Source organism: Deltaproteobacteria bacterium, from assembly GCA_016930875.1.
Taxonomy (GTDB): domain Bacteria; phylum Desulfobacterota; class Desulfobacteria; order Desulfobacterales.
Map to the genome: position 1 here is coordinate 1 of JAFGFW010000139.1, position 24,893 is coordinate 24,893.

The 24,893-nt window shown below is 48.3% G+C and carries 32 protein-coding genes and 1 tRNA gene; 12 read left to right on the forward strand and 21 right to left on the reverse strand.

Annotated elements, in window-relative coordinates; translation table 11 throughout:
• The first annotated feature begins 222 nt into the window (after positions 1-222).
• The 3 genes from JW883_12340 to JW883_12350 all read left to right on the forward strand — a co-directional run bounded on the left by JW883_12340 (position 223) and on the right by JW883_12350 (position 3,798).
• Positions 223-1,059 carry a purine-nucleoside phosphorylase gene (locus JW883_12340; protein MBN1843053.1) on the forward strand — a complete coding sequence of 279 codons (837 nt, stop codon included), beginning with the start codon at positions 223-225 and terminating at the stop codon, positions 1,057-1,059.
• On the forward strand, positions 1,046-2,368 hold the full coding sequence (locus tag JW883_12345; GenBank protein ID MBN1843054.1) for an amidohydrolase: 1,323 nt from the start codon (positions 1,046-1,048) through the stop codon (positions 2,366-2,368). Before JW883_12340 ends, JW883_12345 begins: the two co-directional genes overlap by 14 nt.
• Before the next feature lie 80 nt (positions 2,369-2,448).
• Positions 2,449-3,798 (forward strand): amidohydrolase, encoded by a 1,350-nt coding sequence (locus JW883_12350; GenBank protein MBN1843055.1) that lies wholly within the window; start codon positions 2,449-2,451, stop codon positions 3,796-3,798.
• Here the strand turns inward: JW883_12350 and JW883_12355 are convergent.
• On the reverse strand, positions 3,759-4,193 hold the full coding sequence (locus tag JW883_12355; protein MBN1843056.1) for a TIGR00725 family protein: 435 nt from the start codon (positions 4,191-4,193) through the stop codon (positions 3,759-3,761). The genes JW883_12350 and JW883_12355 overlap by 40 nt on opposite strands.
• Before the next feature lie 91 nt (positions 4,194-4,284).
• On the opposite strand from JW883_12355, the gene JW883_12360 reads away from it, so the two are divergent.
• The 3 genes from JW883_12360 (at position 4,285) to JW883_12370 (ending at position 7,818) form a co-directional block, all read left to right on the forward strand.
• Positions 4,285-5,622 (forward strand): radical SAM protein, encoded by a 1,338-nt coding sequence (locus JW883_12360; protein MBN1843057.1) that lies wholly within the window; start codon positions 4,285-4,287, stop codon positions 5,620-5,622.
• Between the two features lie 11 nt (positions 5,623-5,633).
• Complete coding sequence (locus tag JW883_12365) at positions 5,634-6,935, forward strand: radical SAM protein (protein MBN1843058.1); 1,302 nt, start codon at positions 5,634-5,636, stop codon at positions 6,933-6,935.
• 807 nt (positions 6,936-7,742) lie between these two features.
• Positions 7,743-7,818, forward strand: a tRNA-Arg gene (locus JW883_12370).
• Between the two features lie 15 nt (positions 7,819-7,833).
• Here JW883_12370 and JW883_12375 read toward each other — a convergent pair.
• From JW883_12375 to JW883_12415, 9 genes are all read right to left on the reverse strand, one after another.
• Positions 7,834-8,928, reverse strand: a complete 1,095-nt coding sequence (locus JW883_12375; protein MBN1843059.1) for a tyrosine-type recombinase/integrase — start codon at positions 8,926-8,928, stop codon at positions 7,834-7,836.
• Positions 8,929-8,933: 5 nt separating this feature from the next.
• On the reverse strand, positions 8,934-9,092 hold the full coding sequence (locus tag JW883_12380; protein MBN1843060.1) for a hypothetical protein: 159 nt from the start codon (positions 9,090-9,092) through the stop codon (positions 8,934-8,936).
• 461 nt (positions 9,093-9,553) lie between these two features.
• Complete coding sequence (locus JW883_12385) at positions 9,554-9,769, reverse strand: hypothetical protein (protein ID MBN1843061.1); 216 nt, start codon at positions 9,767-9,769, stop codon at positions 9,554-9,556.
• A gap of 79 nt (positions 9,770-9,848) precedes the next feature.
• The gene (locus JW883_12390) at positions 9,849-10,145 is read right to left on the reverse strand and encodes a hypothetical protein (protein MBN1843062.1); all 297 of its coding nucleotides are present in this window, start codon (positions 10,143-10,145) and stop codon (positions 9,849-9,851) included.
• A gap of 12 nt (positions 10,146-10,157) precedes the next feature.
• Positions 10,158-10,505, reverse strand: coding sequence for a hypothetical protein (locus JW883_12395; protein MBN1843063.1), 348 nt, complete (start codon positions 10,503-10,505; stop codon positions 10,158-10,160).
• The gene (locus tag JW883_12400) at positions 10,502-10,705 is read right to left on the reverse strand and encodes a hypothetical protein (GenBank protein MBN1843064.1); all 204 of its coding nucleotides are present in this window, start codon (positions 10,703-10,705) and stop codon (positions 10,502-10,504) included. Before JW883_12400 ends, JW883_12395 begins: the two co-directional genes overlap by 4 nt.
• 14 nt (positions 10,706-10,719) lie before the next feature.
• Complete coding sequence (locus JW883_12405; protein MBN1843065.1) at positions 10,720-10,983, reverse strand: hypothetical protein; 264 nt, start codon at positions 10,981-10,983, stop codon at positions 10,720-10,722.
• A 55-nt stretch (positions 10,984-11,038) separates the two neighbouring features.
• The gene (locus tag JW883_12410; protein ID MBN1843066.1) at positions 11,039-11,218 is read right to left on the reverse strand and encodes a hypothetical protein; all 180 of its coding nucleotides are present in this window, start codon (positions 11,216-11,218) and stop codon (positions 11,039-11,041) included.
• 141 nt (positions 11,219-11,359) lie between these two features.
• A complete protein-coding gene (locus tag JW883_12415; GenBank protein MBN1843067.1) occupies positions 11,360-12,307 on the reverse strand; it encodes a ParB N-terminal domain-containing protein in 948 nt (315 codons plus the stop codon).
• 304 nt (positions 12,308-12,611) lie between these two features.
• Between JW883_12415 and JW883_12420 the strand changes: the two genes are divergently transcribed.
• From JW883_12420 to JW883_12440, 5 genes are all read left to right on the forward strand, one after another.
• Positions 12,612-12,773 carry a ribbon-helix-helix domain-containing protein gene (locus JW883_12420; GenBank protein MBN1843068.1) on the forward strand — a complete coding sequence of 54 codons (162 nt, stop codon included), beginning with the start codon at positions 12,612-12,614 and terminating at the stop codon, positions 12,771-12,773.
• A 19-nt stretch (positions 12,774-12,792) separates the two neighbouring features.
• Positions 12,793-12,981 carry a hypothetical protein gene (locus JW883_12425; protein ID MBN1843069.1) on the forward strand — a complete coding sequence of 63 codons (189 nt, stop codon included), beginning with the start codon at positions 12,793-12,795 and terminating at the stop codon, positions 12,979-12,981.
• A gap of 103 nt (positions 12,982-13,084) precedes the next feature.
• On the forward strand, positions 13,085-13,498 hold the full coding sequence (locus JW883_12430) for a type II toxin-antitoxin system RelE/ParE family toxin (protein ID MBN1843070.1): 414 nt from the start codon (positions 13,085-13,087) through the stop codon (positions 13,496-13,498).
• Entirely contained in the window at positions 13,495-13,956 is a 462-nt protein-coding gene (locus JW883_12435) for a helix-turn-helix transcriptional regulator (GenBank protein MBN1843071.1), read from the forward strand. The genes JW883_12430 and JW883_12435 overlap by 4 nt, the downstream gene beginning before the upstream one ends.
• A 16-nt stretch (positions 13,957-13,972) precedes the next feature.
• On the forward strand, positions 13,973-14,392 hold the full coding sequence (locus tag JW883_12440; protein MBN1843072.1) for a hypothetical protein: 420 nt from the start codon (positions 13,973-13,975) through the stop codon (positions 14,390-14,392).
• 93 nt (positions 14,393-14,485) lie between these two features.
• On the opposite strand, the gene JW883_12445 is transcribed toward JW883_12440, so the two are convergent.
• From JW883_12445 to JW883_12485, 9 genes are all read right to left on the reverse strand, one after another.
• Positions 14,486-14,713: a helix-turn-helix domain-containing protein gene (locus JW883_12445; GenBank protein MBN1843073.1), complete on the reverse strand. Its 228-nt coding sequence runs from the start codon at positions 14,711-14,713 to the stop codon at positions 14,486-14,488.
• A gap of 247 nt (positions 14,714-14,960) precedes the next feature.
• Positions 14,961-15,302, reverse strand: coding sequence for a hypothetical protein (locus JW883_12450; GenBank protein ID MBN1843074.1), 342 nt, complete (start codon positions 15,300-15,302; stop codon positions 14,961-14,963).
• A 14-nt stretch (positions 15,303-15,316) separates the two neighbouring features.
• Positions 15,317-15,901, reverse strand: coding sequence for an AsnC family protein (locus JW883_12455; protein ID MBN1843075.1), 585 nt, complete (start codon positions 15,899-15,901; stop codon positions 15,317-15,319).
• Between the two features lie 78 nt (positions 15,902-15,979).
• Complete coding sequence (locus JW883_12460; protein MBN1843076.1) at positions 15,980-16,438, reverse strand: hypothetical protein; 459 nt, start codon at positions 16,436-16,438, stop codon at positions 15,980-15,982.
• 89 nt (positions 16,439-16,527) lie between these two features.
• Positions 16,528-16,767, reverse strand: a complete 240-nt coding sequence (locus JW883_12465; GenBank protein ID MBN1843077.1) for a helix-turn-helix domain-containing protein — start codon at positions 16,765-16,767, stop codon at positions 16,528-16,530.
• A 45-nt stretch (positions 16,768-16,812) separates the two neighbouring features.
• Positions 16,813-18,420 carry a DEAD/DEAH box helicase gene (locus JW883_12470; protein MBN1843078.1) on the reverse strand — a complete coding sequence of 536 codons (1,608 nt, stop codon included), beginning with the start codon at positions 18,418-18,420 and terminating at the stop codon, positions 16,813-16,815.
• A gap of 274 nt (positions 18,421-18,694) precedes the next feature.
• Positions 18,695-20,998 (reverse strand): DUF3987 domain-containing protein, encoded by a 2,304-nt coding sequence (locus tag JW883_12475; GenBank protein ID MBN1843079.1) that lies wholly within the window; start codon positions 20,996-20,998, stop codon positions 18,695-18,697.
• A complete protein-coding gene (locus JW883_12480; GenBank protein ID MBN1843080.1) occupies positions 20,982-21,284 on the reverse strand; it encodes a hypothetical protein in 303 nt (100 codons plus the stop codon). The genes JW883_12475 and JW883_12480 overlap by 17 nt, the downstream gene beginning before the upstream one ends.
• Before the next feature lie 149 nt (positions 21,285-21,433).
• On the reverse strand, positions 21,434-21,673 hold the full coding sequence (locus JW883_12485) for a helix-turn-helix domain-containing protein (GenBank protein ID MBN1843081.1): 240 nt from the start codon (positions 21,671-21,673) through the stop codon (positions 21,434-21,436).
• A gap of 199 nt (positions 21,674-21,872) precedes the next feature.
• On the opposite strand from JW883_12485, the gene JW883_12490 reads away from it, so the two are divergent.
• Complete coding sequence (locus JW883_12490; protein ID MBN1843082.1) at positions 21,873-22,511, forward strand: hypothetical protein; 639 nt, start codon at positions 21,873-21,875, stop codon at positions 22,509-22,511.
• A 159-nt stretch (positions 22,512-22,670) separates the two neighbouring features.
• Here the strand turns inward: JW883_12490 and JW883_12495 are convergent, their stop codons facing one another.
• Both JW883_12495 and JW883_12500 read right to left on the reverse strand, forming a co-directional pair.
• Positions 22,671-23,666: a DUF4065 domain-containing protein gene (locus JW883_12495; protein MBN1843083.1), complete on the reverse strand. Its 996-nt coding sequence runs from the start codon at positions 23,664-23,666 to the stop codon at positions 22,671-22,673.
• Complete coding sequence (locus JW883_12500) at positions 23,663-24,022, reverse strand: type II toxin-antitoxin system MqsR family toxin (protein ID MBN1843084.1); 360 nt, start codon at positions 24,020-24,022, stop codon at positions 23,663-23,665. Before JW883_12500 ends, JW883_12495 begins: the two co-directional genes overlap by 4 nt.
• Between the last annotated feature and the right edge of the window lie 871 nt (positions 24,023-24,893).

Here is a 24,893-nt window from a genome sequence, read left to right on the forward strand (position 1 = left end):
TGATGCGCCGACCTGCCTGCCGGCAGGCAGGTCCATCCCGCCTGGCTGCGTTGCTCGTCGGTTAAATAGCTTGCTATTCGCCCTCCTTGCGCCTTGCCATACGTGCGCCTCGACTCCTGAAAATGTAAATTTATTTCTTCGCGAACCCTAAGTTCTGTTTGACGAAGGTGAGTCGCCTATCTTAAGGTACACTCCGACTTTCTATTGGAAAGGAATCCTACCATGGAATCGTTCAAAAATAAAGCCCTTGAAGCCACCGAGTTTGTAGGGGCCAAGATTTCGGCCCGGCCAGACATAGGTTTGCTTGTTGGCACAGGCCTTGGCGCTAGTGTAGAGAGTCTGGAAGAGGGCATGTCTGTGGACTACGGGGATATTCCGCACTTCCCCGTTTCAACGGTTGTGAGCCATCAAGGGAGGTTGTTGTTTGGCAACATGAAAGGAAAACCAATCCTGGCCATGCAGGGACGTTTTCACTATTATGAAGGTTACAGCGTGAAAGAGGTCACTTTGCCGGTAAGGGTTATGCAACTCCTTGGTGTTAAGACACTCATAGTGTCGAACGCATCAGGGGGGATCAATCCTTTGTTTTGCGCTGGTGATATCATGGTCATAACAGACCATATCAATCTAACTGGCAGCAATCCCCTTATCGGGCCTAATGTGGAGGAGTGGGGGCCGCGATTTCCGGATATGATGCAAGTCTACGACCCAAAACTCATTGCCATTGCAGAGAACGCCGGCCTCGAAAACCGTATTCGTGTTCAGAAAGGAGTATATGTGGGGCTTGCAGGCCCGTCTCTTGAAACAAGAGCGGAGATTCGTTTTTTGAAGACTATTGGCGCTGATGCCGTGGGGCTTTCTACGATTCCTGAGGTGATTGCAGCTGTGCACGGGGGGATGGCCATCCTCGGCCTTTCGGTTATTACCAATATGAATCTGCCGGACAACCCAAAGCCTTGTCGGATTGATGAAGTCATTGCCACGGCCGAGGCTACAGCTCCCCGTCTGAAGGCTCTTATCGAAAAGGTTGTAGAAGAGTTGCCAAATGCAGTCCATTGACATGATGATAAGAAACGGGAAGGTCCTCACTATGGCCCCCGACAACGCCGTGATTGAGCGAGGCGCTGTGGCCGTAAGCGGGGATCGCATTGTGGAGATTGGCCCTGAAGATGTCCTGGCTAGCCAATATCAGGCAAGGAAAGTCATTGACGCTTGTGGTGGTATCATAATGCCTGGCCTCATAAACGTCCACACCCATGCGGCCATGACCTGCTTTCGTGGCCTGGCCGATGACCTGCCCCTAATGTCGTGGCTCGAAGAGCATATCTTTCCTGCTGAAGCCAAGCTCACACCTGACATAGTCTACAAGGGGACACTGCTGGCTTGTGCCGAGATGATCCTTTCCGGCACCACGACGTTCTGTGATATGTATCTATACGAAGATGCGGTGGCTCAGGCTGTCAAACGGGCCCGTATGCGGGCCGTGGTTGGAGAGGTCCTTTACGATTTTCCTTCTCCGAACTACGGTCCTATTGAGGAAGGCTTAAAGTACACTGAGGCCCTCATTGACAAATGGCGCGATGATCCCCTTATTGCCATAGCCGTTGAGCCGCACTCGCCCTATCTGTGCTCTCCTGACCTCCTCAGGCAGGCTAAGGCCATTGCCGATCAAAATGGTGCGCTCATGGTCATCCACGTGTCAGAGTCAGAGCAGGAGGTTGCCCGAGTTAGAGGAAAATATGACAAAACGCCTGTAGGACACCTGGCAGAGACTGGAATTCTGGGCCCTAACCTCGTTGCCGATCACTGTGTGGCCTTGACTCAAAAGGATATCAGCCTCCTTAAGGATTTTGACGTCAAGGTCGCTCACAACCCGGAAAGCAATATGAAGCTTGCTTCTGGCATCGCCCCTGTGCCGGAACTTCTCACGAATGGCATCATAGTGGGGATTGGAACAGACGGTTGCGCCAGCAACAACAACCTGGACCTGTTTCAGGAGATTGATACTGTGGCCAAACTCCATAAGGTCCACACTTCTGATCCCACTGTTATGGACGCCCGCACTGTGGTAAGAATGGCCACCATTGACGGGGCCAGGGTTTTAGGGCTGGAAGACCACATCGGCTCTCTGGAGCCCGGAAAAAAGGCGGACATCATCATCATTGACACCCGGCGTCCCCACCTAATACCGATGTACAGTGTTTATTCTCACCTTGTCTATGCAGTTTCGGGCCATGATGTTGTCACCTCTATTGTAAACGGGCAGGTGTTAATGGAGAACAGGGTATTGGCTACCCTTGACGTGGATAACGTGATGGAAGATGTAAATCGGATTGCCCAAGATATTTTTGGGGAAACCGGCTCCTGATGTCAAAAGAAGGGCCGAAGACGACGGCGTTCTTCTTCATGCCGCGGGGTTTTCCCCCACAATTTTGAAACATGCGTACGATGCACCAGTATCCCCCTTACGACATCGTTGTCCATAATGGCAGCATTCTGACACTCGGCAGGACCTTTGAGTTTTTCGAAAACGGGCTCCTGTGCATACAAGATGGCAGGGTGGAGCGCATTGAGACGAGAACGCCAACCCAGCCATTGCCCGCTGCTCGGCAGACCATAGACGTCAGAGGGGGGCTCGTCATGCCGGGACTGGTGAACAGCCACACCCATGCTCCTATGAGCCTTTTTCGAGGCCTGGCTGATGACCTTCCCCTGATGACATGGCTAAATGACTACATATTCAAGGCTGAAGCAAGGTGGTTAAATCCTGAAACCGTTTATACAGCTACGCGTCTGTCCTGTGCGGAGATGCTTCTGTCTGGCACGACAACATGTTGTGACGGGTATTTTTTTGAAGATAGCGTGGCGCAAGCTGTAGAGGAATCCGGCATGCGGGCCATCCTTGGACAGGGGATCATAGACTTTCCGGCCCCTGGTGTTCCTGACCCTGAAAAGAACGTAGCCGAAGCTCTCCGATTCATCCGGAACTGGCAAGGCAAGACCTCTTTGATCAGCCCTGGGCTTTTTTGTCATTCCCCTTACACATGCAGTGAGAAGACTTTGAGGGAGGCTCGCAGGGTTGCTGATGAAACAGACACGCTGTTTCAGATTCATGTGGCTGAGACACAGAGTGAGGTGAAGCAAATCCAGGCAAAGCACAGCCTTTCGCCAGTTCAGTACCTTGATTCACTGGGCATCCTCAATTCCAGGACACTGGCTGTCCACGCCATATGGGTAGATGAAAAAGATATGGGGATCATGGCCGGAAGAAATGTTGGAGTGTCCGTCACAACAGAAAGCGAGATGAAGCTTGCTTCGGGCGTAGCGCCGCTTCCGGGATTTCTGGAAAAGGGGCTGGCTGTCGGACTTGGGACAGACGGCTGTGCCAGCAATAACAACCTTGACATGTTTCAGGAAATGGATTTTGTGGCTAAGTTGCACAAAATAAATAGTCTGGATCCCACAATCCTCGATGCCCGGCAGGTACTAATGTTGGCTACCGGGGGCGGTGCCAAGGCCATTGGCCTTGGAGACCAGATCGGTTCCCTTGAGGTGGGAAAGAAGGCTGACTTGATCATAATCGACACACACAAACCTCACTTAACACCTCTATATAATGCCAGCTCTCATCTAGTTTATGCAGCCGGCGGAGGTGATGTAAGAGATGTCATCATTGATGGCCGATTGGTGGTTAAAGACAGGACCCTTCTCACAATAAACGTGGAAGATGTCATTGAGGAAATGGAGCGCTTGGCCCGTCAGATTGCGCTGATTGCCTCTTCCGGAGTGAAGACATAACGGACCTTTTCCATGTTTGGCCACGTATCCAAGCCTATTACCGGTTTTCCCAGTTTCAGGGCTATACTGATTTCAGACAAGGTACCGTACCCTCCGGAGATAGCTACCAGGATGTCTGAGCTTCGTACGACCAGGATATTCCGGGCATGGCCTAGGTCGGTTACAATCGGGATGGTCACATAAGGGTTGGCCTGGGCCTTGTCCGGGCCGGGTAGGATGCCCACGGTTTGTCCTCCAGCCTCACAGGCTCCGCGACTTGCTCCTTCCATGACGCCACCCAGCCCGCCACATACAAGGATTGCCCCAGCCCTTCCAATGCCGTCACCAACTTTTCTTGCCAGTTCATAAATTTCGTTATTACAATGGCCTGCCCCGATAACGCCGATCATTTTCATAGCCTAACCTCCTCCTTCACGCCCGCCTCAGTCCTTGCATTAATTGGTAATCCTTATACAATCATACGAAACGTTCAACTACAATACAGGCATGAGAAAAGACACCCCTCATATTCTTCTTATCAATCCCTGGATTTACGATTTTGCAGCTTATGACTTCTGGGCAAAACCGTTGGGACTGTTGACCATTGCAGGTATCCTTCGGGGGCATGGCTACAGAATTACATATATTGATTGTTTGGATCGCTTTCATCCCGAATTTGTGGACACCCTTAGGCCAGGTCAGTTTGGCAAGGGCCATTATCTGAAAACGCAGATTGCAAAACCCAAGAATCTATGGGACGTGCCTCGTACATACAGCCGCTATGGCATTCCTGAAGCAGTGGTTCGCAATGCCTTAGGGCAAAGCCCCAGGCCGGATGCCGTGCTTGTCACTTCCCTTATGACTTACTGGTATCCGGGTGTTTTTGCTGTCATAGGAATCATTCGCGAGATGATGCCTGAGGTCCCGGTCCTGCTGGGCGGTATTTATGCAACCCTTTGTTATGATCACGCAGTCAGGCACTCTGGCGCCCATGAAGTTCTTTCAGGAAAAAGCGAAAGGGCGGTTGTTGAAGTCCTTGATCGCCTGACTGGCTTTGCCAGTGGCCGCATGTTTCTTGGTGATGATCTGGAGACCCATCCTTATCCGGCCTTTGATCTGCAAAACGCAATTTCCTACGTTCCGATCTTGACCGGCCGTGGTTGCCCCTTTCGTTGTGCCTACTGTGCGTCAGGTTTTCTAAACCGCAAATTCAGGCGCAGATCGCCTGAGCATGTAGTAGAGGAAATCACATACTGGCACGAAAAATACGCTGTTAAAGATTTTGCCTTTTACGATGACGCCCTGCTGATTGATGCAGAGCGTCATATTGTGCCAATCCTTGAAGGGGTGCTGAGGCGGGAAATTGCAGTGCGGTTTCACACACCGAACGCCCTGCACATAAGGCCGCTTTCCAAGGAGGTGGCACGGCTCTTTTTTCGGGCAGGATTTCAAACGATCCGGCTCGGCCTCGAAACAGCCTTCTTTGAGGGCAGGGAATCCCTTGACACAAAGGTGGGTCCCAGCGAATTTGAACGGGCCGTGAGTCACCTAAAGGGAGCCGGCTTTTCGGCAGAGGTCCTGGGTGCCTATCTCCTATTTGGTTTGCCGGGCCAAGACCTCCGTGAGCTTGAGGCTTCCATAAAGATAGTAAAAGCCTGTGGAGTGAGGCCCGTCCTTGCCCAGTACTCACCCATTCCCCACACGGGCCTCTGGGAGGATGCTCTCATGGCATCACGCTACGACCTGGCCTCAGATCCGATATTTCATAACAATTCCATCTTTCCCTGCCAGAAAGAACCATTTTCCTGGGACAAGGTCTCATACCTTAAGAAGCTAACGCAGTGAAAGGGTTACCAATGTCGAGACGTAGCAAACGATTTATAAGGGCCCTTGTGGCCAATGAGCAAGGGAAAATCTTCGATCTTGACGGTTATGCAGCCGCGGGGATGACCTGCGGCGAGCTAATTCCCCTTACGGAGAGTGACACCATCAACATGCCCGCAGGAGGCGAACATCTGTTCCTGCCGGATCGCAGACCTATCGTTTACAATACTTCATCTGAAGATTTTGAAGTACTTACTGAAAACCCCTATGCCCCCGGCAAGCAGATTTTTCCTGTGGCCGCATTTAACGCTCCCGGATATACGATTTCCCTCGTCAGTGCCTATGCAGAAGAGTCAGATGCGATTCAACTGCCGCTTTTTTCCTATGGCGCTGTTGGCTGGTCAAGAGGAGGCTTCCGGGTTGCAGGCCTCAGGGTTGACCCGGAAAGGCGGCAGGATTTGCGTCTCATGCCTCTGGATAAGATAAAAAAAGGAGTCACAAAGCTCCGCCGCCAGATGCCTTCCAACAGGCTCAGGCGCCATCTTGAGACCTGTGCCCTCACATACGGTTGTCCGGCAGCCAAGAACTTTTTCCTGGAGCGTTATGAGGCCCCCCTGCCCACTTCCAGAAATTGTAATGCAAGGTGTTTGGGGTGTCTTTCACTCCAAGAAAAAAGCAGTATTCCAAGCACCCAGAAACGTATCGACTTTACTCCCTCACCAGATGAGATCGCACAGATTGCTATTCATCACATCAAACGCACCCGGCGGGCTGTAGTAAGTTTTGGCCAGGGATGTGAAGGAGAACCCCTCCTTGCGGCAGACGTGATTGAGCCCGCCATACGACTGATCAGAAAGGCCGTAAGAAGTGGCACTATTAACATGAACACCAACGGGAGCCTTCCGGCTGTTCTGGAAAGACTCTTTGAAGCAGGCCTGGACAGTATCCGTGTAAGCATGAACAGTGTCAGGAAATCGTGCTATGAGGCCTATTTCCGGCCAAGGGGTTATGGCTTCAGTGACGTTGTTGACGGTATTGATCTGGCAGGGCGCAAGGGAAAGTTTGTCTCCATCAACTACCTTAACTTGCCCGGTTTTACGGATGCCAAATCAGAGGTTGCAGCATTTCTGTGCTTTCTCGAAGACCATCCTGTCCGGATGATCCAATGGCGGAACTTAAACTATGATCCAGTGCGCTATTGGCAAATCATGGGCAGCAGAAGTAAGGATCATGAACTGATTGGGATACCCACGCTGCTCGACAGGGTGCGCCAGGCCTTTCCCAGGTTGAAATTCGGGTACTTTAACCCACCACGGGAAAAATTTACTGTCTGAAGGCTCTCTTCGCTGAAACGCTCAAAACGGCACGGCCGGTGGGTTACTTTTGATTTAGGTTGTGAGGCCAAGGAGTTCACTAATGGAAGAACTACCGGAGAAGTTACGGATTGTAGCAGAAATGCCAACGGGTCAGCCAAAAAAGCTTGTGGCCGCTTTGGTAGAAGTATCGCGGACAGCCCACCATCGATATCAGGGCCTGATACGGGGGTAAATGAAGCTCCCCGCAGCAAGCTGCGGGGTATCAAAGCGGAATTTCGCCGTAATTCGCCTTGCCTTCGTGCAGCGGAGGCGCTTGCGCCGCGTGTCATCCCTGCAGCAAGTCGCCGACGGGCCATAGCTTGGGCGACGGTGCACTGCAGGGTATTCCGGCGAAGGCGAATAAAAGGGGCGGAGCACGCTTCTTCTGCATGCCCGCCCCGGAGTAAGGAAGGGAGGAGGATGTCTTCCTCAACTCAATCAACGACAGCACCGGAGCCGAGGTCGGTGTCTCATCCAAGACAAATATTACCGTCGGCCCCAGACTTCTGCCGTATAAAAAAAAATAAGCATGAAATTCCTATATGTCAAACTGGATATAAGACAACAATTTACTTTTTGTAAATATGATGTTTCAACCTTGATACAAAGCGGTTTGACAAAGCATGCAAACTGGCTTGCAGAAAAGTTAAAATGAGTGTAAGGTTATTTTGCAACTGTAGAAGAACGGCTGTCCGTAGCATTGTCCGGTGAGGCATCCCTTAAGGAGTGGTTATGATTGTCTATTTCAGGGCATAAGGCCGGGTCGGCCTTTAACACATGCAACACGCCCCCGTAGCTCAGGGGATAGAGCAAAGGATTCCTAATCCTTGCGCCGCCAGTTCGATTCTGGCCGGGGGCACCAAATAAAATCAAGGGGTTAGGCATTGTTGTTAACCTCTTTTTTGGTGCCAAAATCGGCCATTGTAACCGTTTTTGTAACCTTTTGGGCTTTCAAGTACGCTTCCTGCTTTTGTGCGGCAAGCTTCAGGTCAGTATCACTCACGATATTATAACGCTCAAAAACCGAGCGATCCTTATGGCCTGAAACCATCATGGCCACCCGTTCAGCTACGCCCGATCTGACCATATTTCTGACAGCCGTTCTGCGAAAATCGTGGAACAACCTCTTGCCAATGCCTGCGTTTTCGCAAGCCGTTTTCCATGCCTTGTCAAATCGCTTAACCCTGTCATCCCCCTCATGGTTCAAGAAGACGTAGGGTAGGAGCTTCCCGGTATGCTTCCTGTCTGTCCATTGACTCTTAAAGACTTCTTTAAGCTCATCGTCAAGATAGACGGTTCGTGCCTCATCGTTCTTGGTATCGCCTACCTCAAGCCTGACAATGCCCTGGTCTCGGTCCACCTGCGCCCATGTTAGGCCGGCAATTTCAGATACACGCCATCCCGTATGATAGCCAAAGGTGGCAAAGCCCTTGAGATAGTCCGGCAAGGCATCCTTTAGGGCCAAGTATTCGCCATGCTCAAAGAAGCCCTTACGGACGTTGTTTTCCTTCAGCATGGGGATATGAGGCACCCGGTCAACCTTTGGGGGCGTCTGCTGTGCTCCCAGGTTCAACATGCGCTTCAGCGCTGCCAGTTCACGGTTGATCGTTGCACTTGCCGCGCCTGCATCAAGACGTTGCTCTACATAGGCGCTTATCCTTGGCGTGGTGATATCAGGTACCCGGATACCTTCAAAGACCTGTCTCAAGTGTCTCACGCTGATTTCAGCCCTCTTAAGGGATTTCATTCGATTGATCCTGTAATCGGTTAAGAAGTCCTCTGCCAGCTCGTCAAATCGCACCTTGTCGAAGTACACACCCGGTAGCTTGCCCTGTGAGATTTCACCCTCACGCTTCTTCAGGAGACGCTTGGCAACCGTTTCTTTCTTTGACCCGGAAGACTCATAATAGGGCTTCCCGTTGCGATAATACTTGAGCCAGTACGTCTTGCCTCTTTGGTAAATCATGCCCATAAATATCAACCTCCTTTCGTCTTGGCTTTAAGCCCTTTGTCCAGGATCTCAAGCGCCACGGTGTTCATGGATACGCTCTTCTTTTGCCTGATGGTCTCCATTGCGGCCCGTTCTCGTAACCGTTCCAAGAGTTCATCCGGCATCCTGATTGAAATAACCTTCATAGCCTCACCCCTTTCATAGTGTGTTGGCTATAATATAGTTATTGGTATTGTTAATGTCAAATAGATAGTTTCAATATCTGCTATTGACAACCCTGCCATAGTCATGTTATCCATTGTAAATCCTGCAACATACGTGAAGAAGACCCATTGTGGCGCTCACGGTGCTTGCGGGGTCCTCAAGCCCTGGATTCTGGCTAAGACCTGCAAAAAACTTTCAGGAGTCATATACATCAAGACTCCGAACAACCCCACGGCATGGTCAAACCGGAAAACCGGGGCTTCACCTTTTCAGGACCTTGTGGAGCGCCACTCTGATATGTGAAAACATTCCGTAATCAGGATCGCCACAACGCCGGAAAACCTTACGCCTCTAAGGGCATTAAAAACGTCTGTTTCTTCCGGCTCCCTTTCGCTTGCCGCCATGAGTTTTTTCAAGTTTTTCAAGTTGGTCGGATTGTGAGTCATTTGGGGTGGTTGTGGATTGTTGCCCCACTAGGGCAACTTTCTTTCGCCCCTTCCTCAACGTCTTCCACAGGTCTTTCTGAAGTATCGGTTTCCAGTGCTTGAACAATGTTCTTCAAGGCGACCAGAAGCTCCGGCGAGCACGCCTCCTTAAGACTTTTCCCGCCTATCCGGATAGTCTCGATGGTACAGCCGTCAAAAATGTTAATTGTCACGTTTCCACCTAAAATATTGACATCTCTCATAATTTGTATTAGCAAAGGGCACGGGGTGAGCGCCTAAATGCGTTTACTCTTAAGCCTCTGGGGTCTGACTTTCCGGGTCACTCTCAGAGGCTTCCTTATTTAAATGTTCGATACTTTTTTCATCAATGAGCCGATTGATCGTAGTTGCCAGATCTTGTAATCTTTCGCCTATCAAATTGAGCATTAGCAATGTATCTTGGTCTGGCTCTCTCGGCACATCCAGGTTCAAAATCGCGGCGTTAACCATGGGTATTAAGGGTCGAATCCCCCACAGGTTCAGTCCCGTAAGAACATCCGTGTTCCCTTCATGACTGATTTCATCGAGCCTCATTATTTGGTCGTCCATCTTGCCCCCTTTCTAGGTCCCTGAAGATGTACTGTCCGGCTGTGCTTCAGGGGCTTCCTTCATTTTGCGCTGTTTTTCCAAGAATCTTGTCAAATGTTTCTTTGATTTTATGGCCCACTCAAGATCCGCTATGTCATAATCGCCTAGCTCAACCGGCCTGTCATCGTCCGCACTTGCCGCAAGATCACGCCTGATAGAGTGTGCTATGTCAGACAATCCGCAGAAGAAACCTGAATGCACCAACTCGTTAAACTCTTTAGGACAAGAAATTCCATATTCACCCAGGCTCTTGAATAGGGCTTGAAGTACAGAAACTTTATCCGTCGCCATTATTGCACGATCCGGTCTGTTGTTATTCATGCGTCACCTTCCTTGCTGGCCCTTGAATCGTTGCTGCCTTGAAGGAACATAGATCGCAGGGCTGGCAAGTGTTGAGGGGTTGAGGATTTGAATTCTTTGAGAACGCCCTCCAAGATAGCGATTTGTTCCTCCGTCAATGTCGCTAAGGCAATTGGAGGCACTCGAAGCCTATCAGCAGCGTCAATGATATATTGTTCCATGATGTTCCCCCTTTTCAATCGTCTATGGTTTCCGGGTCCTCAGTCTCGATTTCTTGCGTTTCTTCGTTTGTGAAATAGTTCAAAGCCTCAGTAACAGCCATCCCCGCGTCATGGCAGAGATTTTGTGCGCCTTCAAACCATGCTTCGCACACGTCAAACCGGTCATTGGCTATGTTCACGGCCCTGCAAGAGTCCCGCAGCATATAAAGGGTGCTCTCAGCTTTTTCCAAGTCTCGATACACAACCCCCGGCAACATCTTTTTATCTGCTTCTTCCATGATACTCCCCTTTCGTATTCTGGCCTTACCCCGTACCCCCTAAACCTCCTTTCTCTCAAACCTGCCTTGCTGTTTTGATTGCTTCGGCCAAGATCGCCTTGACCGGAATATCAAGCCCGGTACACTGGTCCAGCAGGGCCAATGTCTCCCCACCCAATAGCTTGTTTTTACGTTTTAGGATTGCTTCCTCGACTTGTATTATAAGTCGTACCACTTCCAGTTGCGTTAACTCCATGGGCTCGTCTCGTCTCCGGCCTCCTGGCCTGTTCCACCCGTACCTGAGGTGTACCTTTTTAAGGGATCGCAAGCCCTGCGGCCTCTTCTGGGTTTCCTAAGTATTCTAATAATTTGGCTCTAATAATCAGTCTATCCTATTCTAACGGCCTGTACGAGCATGGTCATGGCGTTCCTTCCCCTCACCCTCGCCTGATCGCCCGTCCTGTGGGCTTTTAGATGCCTCCTGAGTACGCCTGAGCAAATACTTTTCTGTTATAGCTATTCTTTTAGCCTCCGCAATTTCTTTAGTGATGTCTTCGTACTTCCAACACCAATGGGAAAAATTGTCTATAATCTTTGTGTTTTCTTCATTTGCCACTGGCTTCTTATAATATCGTTTCACTATAGGCTTGATTGCCCGGATTTCTTTATATAAACTCTTCATCCTGTTTGCTATATGGTTAATTTTTTGAATTGTAGAGGAAAGTTGAGACTCCCCGGATTGCTGCACCTTCCGCTTCTCTTGCGTCTCCTTGGCAGCAGCATGTATGGACTTCTCACCGTCAAGGACCGTCTGCTTTGTCTGCTCGTCAGCATAGTCCAGGAGAGTCCGGGCCTTCTCAACCTTTGTCTTGGACGTGCCAACTATCTTAGCCGTTTGCTCTGCTGACTTACCTGACTTAGCCTCACTTGAGGCTAGGTCCGTCCTTTGGCCTTTGGGCTTTCTCTCGTCCACAGCCTCGATGCATCTGAGCAGGTCCGCGTCCGTGAGGTTGCGCCGGTCCCTCTGGTTGTGGATTGCATATTGAAGAGCAGCATCTTGACTGCCAAAGCTCACCCTGGCAACGTAGACAGGAGACAGACCGATTTTCTTGGCGGCCAACAACCGGGTATGACCATCAACCACGATAGCCTGCTTGCGGTCCTCATCTAGTTTTTCCTTCCACAAGACGATAGGTTGCGACTGATCATAACCGTTAGCTTCCATGTGTTCGGCCAAGGCTTCCACGGTCTTGTCGTCAACCGGAAATAGATTATTGAAGGGCACTCTGGTCTTAATCCTGTTAACCGCCATCCACTGACACTTGCTCTGCATTATCTTTTCCATAGGTTCCTCTTAAAATAAAAAGGCCCCCACATATCCTCTTGCAAGCGATAGGGACGCTCACAGTAGACGTGCAGAAGCCAAAAAAGAAACCCTGAGAGAATCCAACGGCCACCACAGCCGCCCCCCAAGCCGGGCTCCCAGGGTTTAATTATGTCAGTTTGTCTTTTCATCGTGGTGGTTTTGGATTTGTTTGATTGTTATATAGTCAACTACTTAAGTGGCTAACCATATGCATAGCAAAATAGTTGAGGTGCGTCAAGCTATTTTTGTTGAAATATGGCTAACAATTTGTTAATGGGTTCATATGGCTGAAATAAGAAAGAGTTACAATACTACCCTTAGGGCTAATCTTATGAAGAAACTCCGCATCCTTGCTGCGGAACAAGAAAAACGTCAAAACGACCTCCTTGAAGAAGCCATTAAGGACCTCCTGAAGAAGTACGAGAAGAAACAGTCCCAAAAGTAACCCTTATTGGAGAAACACCATGCCGGAAGAAGACAAGAAAACCTGCCCCTCTTGTGGCACTAACGCTGAATTCATCCTAACTTGCACCGATTGTGGTCATGTTTTTTGCCCTTGGTGTTTTGCCCGCCAGGTGGACACTCATAAAATTCTTGTTTCAGGAAACTTAACGAGTTGCCCCAAATGTGGTAGCGATAAAACCAATATGTGAAAAAAAGAAATCCAAGAAATAACCCTAACCAAAGAGGGCACGGACCGAACCTGAGACCCCGTTTTTGAAAAAGTTTGACAAAAATTAACTTTTAAGTTAAAAAATGAATATTGTTTTATTGCATAACGGTTCTGATCTCGGTTTTTCGTTATATGGATTGACTAAAAAGAACCAATGCCCGGTCTGGAACTTCGTTTCTGGTCTTGAAGAAAAGGACCAGAAACAAGTTTTCACATTATTTAACTTGATTCTTGAAAAAGGCCTTCCCATCGGTGAAGAAAGATTTAGAAACTTGGGAGACAAGATTTATGAATTAAAAACACGCGGAGGAGTTCGTATCCTTGCGTTTTTTGGTAGTTCCTCTCTACACAAATCACTGGTTCTTACACATGGATTTTACAAGCCGCATACCAAAATATTGAAACGTGAAAAGGAAAAGGCTTTAAAATTGTATAAAGAATATCTTAAAAGATTCGATAGTAAGAAAAAATCCAAAGATAGAGGGGCAAAGCCATGAAAGCAGAAAAATGGTTCAGAGACACCTTAGAGTCGTTTAAAGAGGATCGGGAATTTCGCCTTGAGACCATAATCCTGAATCTTACAGAGAGCATTTGTAGCAAGATGATACAGAAAAAAATAAACCGCTCCAAGTTAGCCGAGCTTTTAGGAGTTTCCCCTGCTGCAATTACCAAAATTCTGAATGGCAATTCAAATTTTACTCTTAAAACGTTATTCTCTTTATCAGATGCGCTAGGGTTGGATTTGGAAATTGACTTTAGAGAAAGAGAGAAAGAAGTTCTTATCCGCAAAGTCCCTGTTGCGCATTATGATGTTTCCCCTAAACGTACTACTGAAATTGGTGATCTTACATTTACAAAGGAATTCATGGGAGAGAAATCAGGCATCCCAACTACCGATTCATGCCTTCCTTATATTTTCAAAGAAAAAGGTTTCTATCCAGAACACGCTTCTTAAAAGTAGGAGGTTAAAAATGGGTATAAGCGACCAATTTAGAAATCTTATTCTGTCAGAGATCGATTTTGCACTAAAAAAGATGAACACTAGTACATCTGCAGCTGAAAAACTATATTATTTCAGTGGAATCCAGGGTGTGATTCAAAGAACGTTCAATATCGAGTACGATTCAGATCTTATCTTTTCACATTTTATCTTGCGTTCAACTTACGAGGTTTTCTCAAACAGAGCCAAAGCTATCCAGCAAGGCGCTGATCCTACAATACCATTGGGAAAAAAGCATTTTGATAAGCTGTCTTCCATAACAAAAGAACTTGCAATGAGGATTAAGAAGAAACAAGACATAAATGACACGTTAAAAAAATATATCGTTTTGTCTTATTCACTTACCGGCAATGGATATTATCTACAAGAAAAAGGATTGTTGAAAATATAAAAAGCTTACCCCTTACCCCTTAGCCTTAAAATGTTCGTCCTTTTCAGCCCGTTTCAGACGGTCTTACGTTCATCTATGACGATATGAGACGGTTTATAATCCCTGTTCGTCAGACTCCGAGACGTTAAGAACCTTCCGCCTTGCCAGCAGCCATTTTATGACATCAGCTTCCAGATACAGCCTGCTGGTCCTGGTAATCTTCAGGAAGGGAAGCCTTCCGTCGTTTCTTAACCGCGCAACTTGACTTTTTTTGCAGCCGAACAGTTCGCAAAGATCCGGCTCCGTGATTAGGTCTGCAACTTTTGGGGTTTCGTTGTTCATATTCATCCTCCGTAATAAAACTTTTCAGGGCTTCCAGTTTTCTCTCAAGCCCCTTTGCCTTACACTGCTCTTCCAATTCCCTGAGCTTATCCTGTGAACAACCCGCAAGAAGCATGGTACACCGTGAACAGATAAACTCCACATCCCTGCTTGGCCGATAATGCTCACAGGGCTCCGGGTGATTACACCATAGGCATGTTGTCATAGATCTCTCCCTTCCAGAGTTTTAAATACACGGCAATGTCCATTACTCGGCTCCTCTGGTCTGGGGTCCGATCCGTTTCTTCAGCTCCAATAAAAGCACTACCCGCAGGGGTTCAGGCATAGCATGAAGAAATTTAGTCAACGTCTCAACCGTGGGCCGCCGCCGCCGCAAAGAGTCAAAAGCCTTGGTTTGCCACCCATTAAAAGCTTCGTGGAATCTTTGCTTTTCGTCGTCAGTGACTGTCAGCCTGCCATCGAAATAAGAAGCTAGCTCTTCAGGCATAACAAGGGCCTGGTCTGTTAGATCGAACCTTTGTTCAATCGAATTCAACAAATTATCCATTAAGGTGCTTTTCGTTGAGTCTACAAAATCTCTTTCCGGCATTTTGCCTCCTTTCGTTAGCGGAACTTGACCACTGAACGTATGGCTTGCTTCTGATTAAGATTCCGGACAATTGCGTCACGGATCTCCGGGCTGGCCTGCCCAATAGCCTCCAAAACCTCGCTTTGAAATTCCTCAACGGCTCGCATATCGAAAAGGGCCTGGAATATGTCCAGCTGCAATTTGAGTTGCCCCCGAATCTCATTCATGGCTTTTAGGGCCAGCTCCCTCGGGTCCTTGAATTTGTATTCCTTAACCCACTCCGCATCCTTCCCTTTTCCCACCTTCACCTTTTTGACTTGGCTTTCGAGGATCTGCAGGGCCTCATCGTCGCCCCGGTTCCATCTCATCAAAAGTTCAAGGATCTCGTTTGCGTCGCTGTTGATTTTCGTCAACTGCGCCATAGCGTCGATCTTGCAATCGGTTATTTGTTCTATCTTCTTGGCGACAATGACGGCCTTAGTAGTCTTGCCCCGCAACTCCTGAAGCCGCTGGCTCACAGCCTGACGACTTACCCCTATAATTCTTGCCGCTTCAGCTTGGCTTTTACCCCCGTCAATCAGCCGCAAAAGCCGTCTGTCATTAATTTTGTTGGTTGACATAGTTGACACACCACTTGACACGGTTGACATTGCCAGAACCCTTCGGTTTCTCCAATACGGTTGTCACGTTGAATATGTCTATATCTTTTTTTGCCGCTTTTGGACCTCTTCAAAGCTGACCTTATTTGGATTTATCGCCATAGGATCGCCCCAAGAGGTATTCGGTCGGATATTTCGAATAACCGTTTCCAACGGCTGTCGGTAATCATCAGGGTGAATCAGATCAGGCGCTGTGTTTTCCGGGGGAAAAATCCCCTCCGGCCTTCCCGATCCCCTGGCAAGCTCTTCGCCCATGAAAACACCAGGCGTCTGCCTTTCCATCAGCCCTGAGAGCAAGCCATGCGCCTTATTCCGCTGATACCTCCATTGGTACGCTTTCAGGATGTCTTCAAGCTCTTTTTTTGCCCCAAAAAACCGCTCTCGCTCTTCTGGTAAGAGGTTCCTCGAAAGCATTTCATCGACCCAAGCCAAGACCTGATTTACTTGGCCCACGGTCATACCCGCCGCTTGATCAGAAGATCCGCTCAAAAGCCCCACATTGTCCTCCTCGCCCTTCTTAAATTTACCGACCCGCTGGTTTACAGTCTGTCTTTTACCAAAACTCTAGTAAACTCCAGTCAAAAGCCTCACTGAATCGTCTCTTTGTTCTTCTCGATAAAGGTGTCCATATCCACAATATCAACCCACTGCTTCTTGCCGTGCTTGACGACCGGCAGGGTTCCAGACCAAATCAAGGTTCGGACGCTGTACTCTGAACGGCCAAGGTACAAGCCGGCCTCTCGCAGGGTAAAAAGCCGCTTGGCAAAGGGATTGCTTATCCTTTGCGCCTTTTTTCTCTTAGTTATTTCAGTGGGTTGTGAAGGCATGTCACCGTTTTGTAACCGTAATAGAAACCCTATTCGGGCTTATCTTCAGGCACATAACCTCTTCCGTCCCGGCCATTTCTGAAATGTTATCTCAGCGAAATGTCGGCTAAGCATGTCGCAAGCCCTGCCCTTGCTTAAGTCACCAGTTTGCTCGTATCCGGCTCGGGCCAAGGCTTGCAATTGCTTCTCACTCGCCGGATAGTGTCGCCATGAGGCATTAGGCTTGTAGAGCACTTCCGTCCCCTCATTTTTTAGAACGCCGTTAGCGATGCCAAAGGCAAGTTCTGCCGGTAAGGGTTTCGTGGCCAGTGGCCGGATACGCCAATCCTTAACCAATAACGGCATACACCCATTAACGAAACGCCTGATGTACAACGTGCCCGCCCCGAACGATACCACCCAGCCATGCTCGCCCTCTGCCCAGTAATAACGGGAAGGATCATATACGTCCTCTGTCACCATTGTCGGGTTCAAGACCCCTTGTGCAAGCCTTGCGTCCAGCCTAAGAGGTTCTCCGTTATCCTCAGGGTGTGCTCTCGTTGCCTCAACAACGCCCTTCAACCGCTTGTCGATATCGGCCAGAGCAATCAGGGAATGCCTGCTGAGATGGTCCTGAAGATCGATAACGCAGCAATCCTGCTTGCCCGGATAGAGACGCAACCCCCGGCCCATCATTTGGATGTACAGGCCTTTGCTTTTTGTTGGCCTTGCCAGGACCAGGCAATCTACAGACGGCTCGTCAAACCCTTCAGTCAAGACCATGCAGTTGGTCACGACTTGGAGCTTGCCGGTGTGGAGATCCTTCAGCATCCCTCGCCGTTCCTCTATGGGCGTTTCACCATGCACACAAGCTGATTGAATGCCAGCATCTTCAAAGGTCTCCGCCAATGCCTGAGCATGGGCAACGTCAACACTGAAGACAATCGCCTTTCGGTCACTGGCTCTTTCAAGAAAAGAATCAACCACCAGCTCGTTACGTTCAGGGGTGTTCACAGTCTGGGATAATTCCCCAATTTTAAAGTCGCCCCGTGCTGTACCTACACCGTCCAACGTCTGATCCGTCTTGACCGAAACGTACTCGATAGGACACAGCCAACCGTCCGCCATAGCTTCCAGGGTCGTTAGCTCAAATGTTATCTCCTCGAAGATCCCGGCCATGGACTTCTTGTCAGATCGGAACAGGGTTGCGGACACTCCCAGGTGCTTCATATCCGGGTTTAGCTCCCACAACTTTGATAGCGTCCGGTCGTAGGTGTTGCCGTTACTGAGATGGTGCGCTTCGTCTGTAACAACCAGGTCGAAAGCGGGCAATCTGTCCAAGCGCCTGCACAGGGTCTGAATTGAACCTATGACGATCTTGGCATCAGGTTCAAACCGCTCTGCCTTGATAATCCCGATCTCCGGATGTTCATTCCACACGTCCCCCATACGCTCCACAGGCTGCCTGATCAATTCGTCCCTATGGGCAATGACCAGGCATTTCTTTCCGAGTCCAACAGCCTGTCGTACAAGGACGGAGAACAAGATCGTTTTGCCGGTTGCTGTGGGCAAGCTCACCCCTATGGACCGACTGCCTTTTTTGAAGGCCGCTAATATGGCGTCCAGGCATTTCGTCTGGTAGGGTCTCAAGGGAATATCGGAGTCAAAAATCATCGTTCAAGCCGCGCCTTTTTTGGTCACACAAAAAAAATCTGTCCCCACTTTTGTCCCCAAAAAATGAAGGGGAGGTAAGGGGTTGGTTTTGTGGAAGAAAAGACCTATTTTGACCACAATATAGGGGTATAGGGGGGGTAAACAATATTAATGCCCGTATAGAGATCTTACCCCCCCATGACCCTATATAAGCGCCAAAATTGCCCTTTTTTACTGTGATATTAGCCATTTATATGCCCTTCAAAAAGTGGGGACAAAAGTGGGGACAAAATTTTCACCCACGGCTGTAAATTGCCTGTTTCGCATTGTAATTCAGCTCTTTATTCTTGATCAGGTTTTTGGTTGCCGATTCCCAAACCCATAAACCTGATCTTTCGTAATGAACACTCTTCTGAAGCTCTCTTTTTTTCCACGAACCTCTTGCTCTGAGCTTCCTTCGAAGGGTTTCCTCCATCCGGGCTACTTGACCTTCTGCATCGATAGGATCGTAGATTTCCCTGACGTGATACTGCCACTCAATGAGCGCGATCACCTTATTAACCGTTTCCAGATCTACAGTTCGTTTCAAATCATTGACGGCAAGCAGGGGCATAAGTCGCAGGCCGTAGGTATCGAGACGCTTTGCATAAGGCGAGCTGCCCTTGAGTTTTCTGTAAACCTGTGTCCAACACTCGCTTGCGTCCTCGTCAATAGGTATGCCAGATATGCCGTTAATAAGTTTCAGGCGGTTTCGTAGTTGATCATGCAAACGCCGTTTAGTTTCATCAGGTATCGCTTTTGGTATTGGAAAGCATTTGTCGGAGTCTCCGGGCACGAGAAATAGGCGGTTGTTAAAACCGATATCCAGAAACTTTGCGTCAAATAAACCCGCGTAGGTATCCACTGTTGAAGCCGCCAACATGGCGACAAACCCATTCTCGACCACGAAAGGGTCTTTTGACGTATGGTTTTCGTACCGGTTACTTTCGAAGAGGGTATTTACAGCTGGCAATAGGCTTGACTGTTGGATGCCAGCCTTACTGACGAAGACTTTTAATTCATCATAATATATTAGCGCCTTTGGCACTTTGGCAATTAGCTTGCCTAATCCCTCGCCCGACGCCGCCCCCCGGCAAATAACCATAGCTGTAGGATCAACAAATTCTCTGAAATGTTGCTCTGTTTCCTCCATGGCCGTACTTTTCCGAGTATCACCGGATTCGCCCAAGAGGATGGTGTACAGCCTTGGTTGCGGCTTCCGTTGTGAGTGAAGGAATAAGCGATCAGATACGTAGAGGCCAAACATCGTGAGATATGACATGTAGAAGAAGCGGTCAGGGGATTCCATGTGTTCACCGTATATTCTGGCAAAATCCCCGGCTACACCTGACATAACGTGAGAGGGGAATTCAAGGCTGTGGTTGGCTTGCTCTTCTGCCTCCTGGCTTTCAACCTGGATAGCTGCCCGCTCCTCTACCGCTTCGTCAACTTCAGTGGGACAAGAGCGCGGTCTAAACCTGTCCGGGTCATAACCTTCACAAAATTGGGCCAAATTGTCATTGTTACTGATTTTCTCTCTCGCCTCCGCCCAGCTGCGGCCTTTACAGCTATTGTGAAAGCACTGGTAGGTAATAAGGCCGTTACCGTTCTGAATTATACTGGCTTCGCCTTTGGTGTGTGATGGGTCAAAGAGACAGCCATCCATGAGGATGTGTATGGTCAGGTCACCACGTTCTTTGATTTTGTGATCGATTCCGTAGTGGGTGAGATATTGGCCTACGCTCATCGGCCCCAGGTTTCTACCGTGTTCTTGGGGTTTGCTTCGTGGTGTTTGGGACTGTGTCTTTTGGGCTTGTGCGGCTAGTCGCGTCGGTTGGTTAAGGCTCACGGGATTTAGAGGGGTAGGGACTTCCTCAAGGAATGATTGACGGTGTGGCCTGTCCTCTGTGCTATCACCTTTACGCCCCCATGTGCCGTACAGCTTTACAATTCGCGCAGCATTAAAGACTTTTACATCTACATCGACGCCGTTCTTTCCGAATTTTTCATTGATAACTTGAAGGGCTTTGCGTTTCAGGTCTGCTATTTCAGGAGTATTGGGGAGATCTTCAAGCCGGTAAAGAGCATGCCCACCATTACTTGAAAACGCTTTGATCGGTAACGGCCATCCGTTTTTTTCAAGCCAGCCCGCAACCTTGTTCCGACAGTCAATTGCGGTCTCGACTTCTTCCGCAGTTGCCGAGATCCCCGAGGGACGAACCGGGTCAGTGTCAATCAAAAGCCATCTGTGACAGATCACCTGGTCATCAGTAGTAGTGGCCTTTGGCGCTACAAGACGATTATTGGCACGGGCAAGCAGGGCAGGGTTGACTGGATTCAAGGTAAAATAAATGCCCTCAGCTTTTTGGAGGTTGTCTATGACTGCCGCGGCTTTTGCAAACTCGACAGGATCATTGAAGTAGCCGCTAACTGTGCCTTTCGCCCATCCATCCCACGGTCCTTTGCCTGTAATGCCGATCACGCGGATCTCTGCCACCTCACCGGGCTTGAAGAAGGTATTAAATAGCATCTCGAAGGAGTTGTTACGTTGTTCTGCCATTGACGTTCCTCCCAGCTTGGCGCTGAAAGGCATCCAATGCCTTCAGCGTTACTTCCTGGAACTTTTTGAAGGTGTGTTTGTCGTAAAAGGCGAGTATGTAAGCCCACCCCTGACTACCATCAGGCTTTTTGTAGGGTTTGGCTGGCAGTTGCAGCCAGTGCTTACCGTTCTTTTGATGAAGGGCGATATCGCGGATCTCCAGGCCTACACTGGTCATGCGAAGGGTCAAAAATCCCTGGAGGCTGTTCTTCTGGTAAGTTCTGAAGTCTGTTATTTCGATTGCCATGGTTCCTCCTCTTTGAGACAAAGTAAAACGTCCAGGAACCTTGACAACCATGTCCAACAAGGCAGTCGTAAGGCAACGGGAACGACAAGCGATAAGGCCAATCCAGCCGCTTTTACAGTTACATTTTGGTGCCACCTTGCCATAAAACCTCAAAATCCTTCACGATTTTCCGGCACATTGGATTTAATATCCATTTCCTTTATGGCTTTTCCCCTGTTAGCTTCGACGACATTGGTGTTGACGTGCTGATTCAAGTCCTCGGACCTATAAAGGATTCGGCGGCCAAGACGCACATGCGTAATCAGCCCTTCTGCGGTCCATTTTCGCAAAGTGGGAATTGCAATACGCAGTATTTGCGCTGCTTCTGGTACGTTTAAAAGCTCTGACATTGTGGCCTCCCTCGAATCAATAAGTTCCAAAACCCTCCCCTGCCATGGGTTGTCTGTTATTGAGTGGTAGTCTTGCATAGAATCTTAGTCCAGTCAATTAGATATATCCATATAATAAACAAAAATTCTTAGTATAATTAAATATCATTGACACAGGATATTTGTTGGGCTAAGATAGTTGCCAAAGGAGGGATCTACTATGTTACAAGATAGGGAAAAGGCAATTGCTTGGGTGTTGGTTCTTATTTATGTGGATATCAGTCGGTTAGATGATGGTGAAATCTTGAAATTGGGCATTGATTTGCAGGAGAAGTTGTTTGGGGGTAAAATGGATATAACCAGTCTAATCTCTTCTGAAAAATGGCCGGAAACTATGAAAAGTATCCAAAACAAGATAAGGCGGTTTTTTGAAAATTACATTGAGCCGGTCATACGAGAGGAAACAAGCCGATCATTGCGCTTGCCTGACGCACTAGTCTATGATGACCGGTTTTTTTTTATTTCTGGACAAAATCTCTTATTGGGTGAAGTTGGTAGTATAGCTTTGGAAGATAATGCGGTCGAAAAACTAATTGTATTGCTCGGGACAGATCCCCCTATTAAGCGAGAACATTTTCAGATGTGCGAACATTGCCAGCATTGGTTTTTTGGTAGCAGGGCAAAACGATTTTGCTCTCCAAAGTGTAACTGGCAATTTAATGTCCAAAAGAAACGCGGTGCAAAAGGGACCAAGCAACGCGAAGCCTACAATCTAAAACAACGAGACATTATGAAGAAACGCTACGCCGAAAAGATGAAGGAAAGATTAGGAGGAAAGGTCAGGGTCGGTCGAGGTTAAGACCGTTTTTTTTGGGCCTCCAAGGGCGTGGAGCCCGTTTTCAGGCGATGGGGGACGGTTTTGGGCAATACGGGCAAGCTCACAAAAAAAAAAGCCCAACCTTGCGGTCAGGCCTTTGATTCAGCAGAATCCTCGCCATGGTCCCGACCATGGCGCGAGTTAGATTTTCAAAAAGGAAGCGTATTCGTAGGAGATGGGTTGCCGATAGGATGTTTCCTCATAGCCCCTTTCTTCGTGGGAAAACTTCTTGATGGCCGTGGCGCTAAAGCCCTTGAAATAGTCTTTTACCTTAGCCAACGTAATCAGTTCTTTGTCGGAAAAAATGGTTAGAAGGGGTTCTTCTATGGTTGTATATTTTTGGCCAACTACGTCTTCTGAATAATAGATTTCGTTAATTTCTATTGCCCCTTCATTGGCAAGCTTTCCAAGGTAAATTTCATAATGTTCAGGAACCGGGCCATAGTCCAAGTGAATATATTGCGCGCCAGTAATACAGGTTGTGTATTCCTTGAAGTGTTTGAAGTCAGCATAAAAAAGAAGTTTGTTGATAACAGTCTTTAGCGTGCCGCCTCTACAGAAATAGAAGATCGCATTGAAAAACTTGTCCATTGAGAAAGGTTTGAAACCGGTGAAAATGGATTGCTCATCATGAACAAAGTACTCTTCTAGGTAACGTTCAATAGGATGTTCATCTCTCACCAGTTTTTGGAGGCTGTGAATTAAAGATTCCCTTCTTTGTCCCCCCATGGCTTCTGAGCTTTCCCTAATCCACTCAAGTAAAATTTGAGGCTCCCGCAGGAGTTTTAATTGACGATCGTGTGTTTTGTCCTGAAGAGAACCATTCTCGTATCTACTTAGAGTCACAGCTCCCCACCCCAAAACACGAGACAATTCGCTTTGTGTCAAGCCATATTTCTTCCGAAGCCCCTTGATCTCCTCCGGCTGAAGCATATTATGCCTTTTTCGATAAATTCTATAAACTCTAGCAAGAGGATCGTCTTCAGATTTTGAATTGATAAACTCCTCCCCACACTTATTACACCTAAAGGCTTCATAGTCTATGTCGATGTGTTCCCCTCGAATCTTAAAGGCCTTTTTTTTATGAACAGTTTCGATTCCGCCTTCTTCTCCACAAAGAGCACAGATATCATTCATTTTGTCACCTCCTTCCTTACTTGAAATGGGTAGCCTATTGGTTCTTCAGCAAAGTGAAACGATATGCATACGGGGTGTACGCCTCCCGTGAGCTTAACTTTTATATACACTTCCTCATGTTCAATGATTTTTCCAAATTCCCAAACGTCGCCTTGACGGTCCCTATCCGGTTTTGGACCATCCACATAGTGCGTGCAATCAAGCCTCAAAATCTCTTTTTGAACATCAACGTTGTTAAATCCCAGCTCAATCTGCGTGTTGACGTTCTTTTCCCGTTGAACAACCCATATTCCTCGCTGGGTGACTATCTGCTTGAAATTGCCCAGAAACTTATTTACGTCGCCTTGGGAAGCCAAGATACCACTTCAATCTTTTTGCTCGCATTATGCCCAATGTCTCCTAAAATATTATATACTATCCTGTGATAAATTTGTCAAGCAATTCTTATCATATGATAAGAATCTCGTGTATCATTCCGCACATCAGCCCATTGTTTTCAGCCTATTTGGTCAACATTTGGTCAACACTTGCCAAATCCCTGGCAAAACATATCCCTCCCTTTGTTTGGAAGAGTTGAGATTGTAACCATTATGTCACCGTGACGTTCAAAAAAAACCTCACAGAATCCCATAAAATCTAAAGTTGAGAAATTGCCTCATAACCTTGTGGGAAAAGGGGAAAGCCCCAAGTGCTGAGGCTTTCCGCAAATCCCCCCAAAATGCCCTTGAACCGATTCCTAATCCTTGCGCCGCCAGTTCGATTCTGGCCGGGGGCACCAACTCCCCTCTTTTCCGCGCCAGTTTTTCGATGCAAAGCCCCTGTAGCATCTACGCGTGACTTTCGTCGTATAAGCCATCCCAGAAGCAACGAACCAGAAAAGCTGTCAACCTTTCACGAGCGCTGCCCATCAAACAAGGAATTTAAACCGGTAAAACTCAATGACCGAGAAGAGGAGGTGCCAAGTTAGCGCTGTTTGACCCCGCCAGGGGACGCGGGGAGCGGGCACGCGCCAAACAGGAGGATGATCCGCAGGGGGTCAGTAGTAAGGGCTGGGTCAGAAATAACTTGGCATTTTGGCATCTCAGCTTCAGGCGATCTTCGGCCGATCTTCATTCGCAAAATCCTCGAAAGAGCTTGCTGTTCCTGTGGTTTTGCTCAATCAGATCAGCCAAATCCAACCCAAATCTGAGCGCCAATTCTACCAAGTTATTTCTGACCCAGCCCTAA

Excerpts from the sequence above, each read along its gene's own strand:
- JW883_12350 (MBN1843055.1), top strand. The coding sequence starts at position 2,449 with ATGCACCAGTATCCCCCTTACGACATCGTTGTCCATAATGGCAGCATT.
- JW883_12480 (MBN1843080.1), bottom strand. The coding sequence starts at position 21,284 with ATGGCAATCGAAATAACAGACTTCAGAACTTACCAGAAGAACAGCCTC.
- JW883_12340 (MBN1843053.1), top strand. The coding sequence starts at position 223 with ATGGAATCGTTCAAAAATAAAGCCCTTGAAGCCACCGAGTTTGTAGGG.
- JW883_12355 (MBN1843056.1), bottom strand. The coding sequence starts at position 4,193 with ATGAAAATGATCGGCGTTATCGGGGCAGGCCATTGTAATAACGAAATT.
- JW883_12415 (MBN1843067.1), bottom strand. The coding sequence starts at position 12,307 with ATGGAAAAGATAATGCAGAGCAAGTGTCAGTGGATGGCGGTTAACAGG.
- JW883_12360 (MBN1843057.1), top strand. The coding sequence starts at position 4,285 with ATGAGAAAAGACACCCCTCATATTCTTCTTATCAATCCCTGGATTTAC.
- JW883_12430 (MBN1843070.1), top strand. The coding sequence starts at position 13,085 with ATGAATATTGTTTTATTGCATAACGGTTCTGATCTCGGTTTTTCGTTA.
- JW883_12400 (MBN1843064.1), bottom strand. The coding sequence starts at position 10,705 with ATGGAACAATATATCATTGACGCTGCTGATAGGCTTCGAGTGCCTCCA.
- JW883_12395 (MBN1843063.1), bottom strand. The coding sequence starts at position 10,505 with ATGAATAACAACAGACCGGATCGTGCAATAATGGCGACGGATAAAGTT.
- JW883_12435 (MBN1843071.1), top strand. The coding sequence starts at position 13,495 with ATGAAAGCAGAAAAATGGTTCAGAGACACCTTAGAGTCGTTTAAAGAG.
- JW883_12390 (MBN1843062.1), bottom strand. The coding sequence starts at position 10,145 with ATGGACGACCAAATAATGAGGCTCGATGAAATCAGTCATGAAGGGAAC.
- JW883_12475 (MBN1843079.1), bottom strand. The coding sequence starts at position 20,998 with ATGGCAGAACAACGTAACAACTCCTTCGAGATGCTATTTAATACCTTC.
- JW883_12405 (MBN1843065.1), bottom strand. The coding sequence starts at position 10,983 with ATGGAAGAAGCAGATAAAAAGATGTTGCCGGGGGTTGTGTATCGAGAC.
- JW883_12345 (MBN1843054.1), top strand. The coding sequence starts at position 1,046 with ATGCAGTCCATTGACATGATGATAAGAAACGGGAAGGTCCTCACTATG.
- JW883_12365 (MBN1843058.1), top strand. The coding sequence starts at position 5,634 with ATGTCGAGACGTAGCAAACGATTTATAAGGGCCCTTGTGGCCAATGAG.
- JW883_12490 (MBN1843082.1), top strand. The coding sequence starts at position 21,873 with ATGTTACAAGATAGGGAAAAGGCAATTGCTTGGGTGTTGGTTCTTATT.
- JW883_12470 (MBN1843078.1), bottom strand. The coding sequence starts at position 18,420 with ATGATTTTTGACTCCGATATTCCCTTGAGACCCTACCAGACGAAATGC.
- JW883_12485 (MBN1843081.1), bottom strand. The coding sequence starts at position 21,673 with ATGTCAGAGCTTTTAAACGTACCAGAAGCAGCGCAAATACTGCGTATT.
- JW883_12465 (MBN1843077.1), bottom strand. The coding sequence starts at position 16,767 with ATGCCTTCACAACCCACTGAAATAACTAAGAGAAAAAAGGCGCAAAGG.
- JW883_12450 (MBN1843074.1), bottom strand. The coding sequence starts at position 15,302 with ATGCCGGAAAGAGATTTTGTAGACTCAACGAAAAGCACCTTAATGGAT.
- JW883_12425 (MBN1843069.1), top strand. The coding sequence starts at position 12,793 with ATGCCGGAAGAAGACAAGAAAACCTGCCCCTCTTGTGGCACTAACGCT.
- JW883_12440 (MBN1843072.1), top strand. The coding sequence starts at position 13,973 with ATGGGTATAAGCGACCAATTTAGAAATCTTATTCTGTCAGAGATCGAT.
- JW883_12495 (MBN1843083.1), bottom strand. The coding sequence starts at position 23,666 with ATGAATGATATCTGTGCTCTTTGTGGAGAAGAAGGCGGAATCGAAACT.
- JW883_12455 (MBN1843075.1), bottom strand. The coding sequence starts at position 15,901 with ATGTCAACCAACAAAATTAATGACAGACGGCTTTTGCGGCTGATTGAC.
- JW883_12380 (MBN1843060.1), bottom strand. The coding sequence starts at position 9,092 with ATGAAGGTTATTTCAATCAGGATGCCGGATGAACTCTTGGAACGGTTA.
- JW883_12445 (MBN1843073.1), bottom strand. The coding sequence starts at position 14,713 with ATGAACAACGAAACCCCAAAAGTTGCAGACCTAATCACGGAGCCGGAT.
- JW883_12375 (MBN1843059.1), bottom strand. The coding sequence starts at position 8,928 with ATGGGCATGATTTACCAAAGAGGCAAGACGTACTGGCTCAAGTATTAT.
- JW883_12420 (MBN1843068.1), top strand. The coding sequence starts at position 12,612 with ATGGCTGAAATAAGAAAGAGTTACAATACTACCCTTAGGGCTAATCTT.
- JW883_12410 (MBN1843066.1), bottom strand. The coding sequence starts at position 11,218 with ATGGAGTTAACGCAACTGGAAGTGGTACGACTTATAATACAAGTCGAG.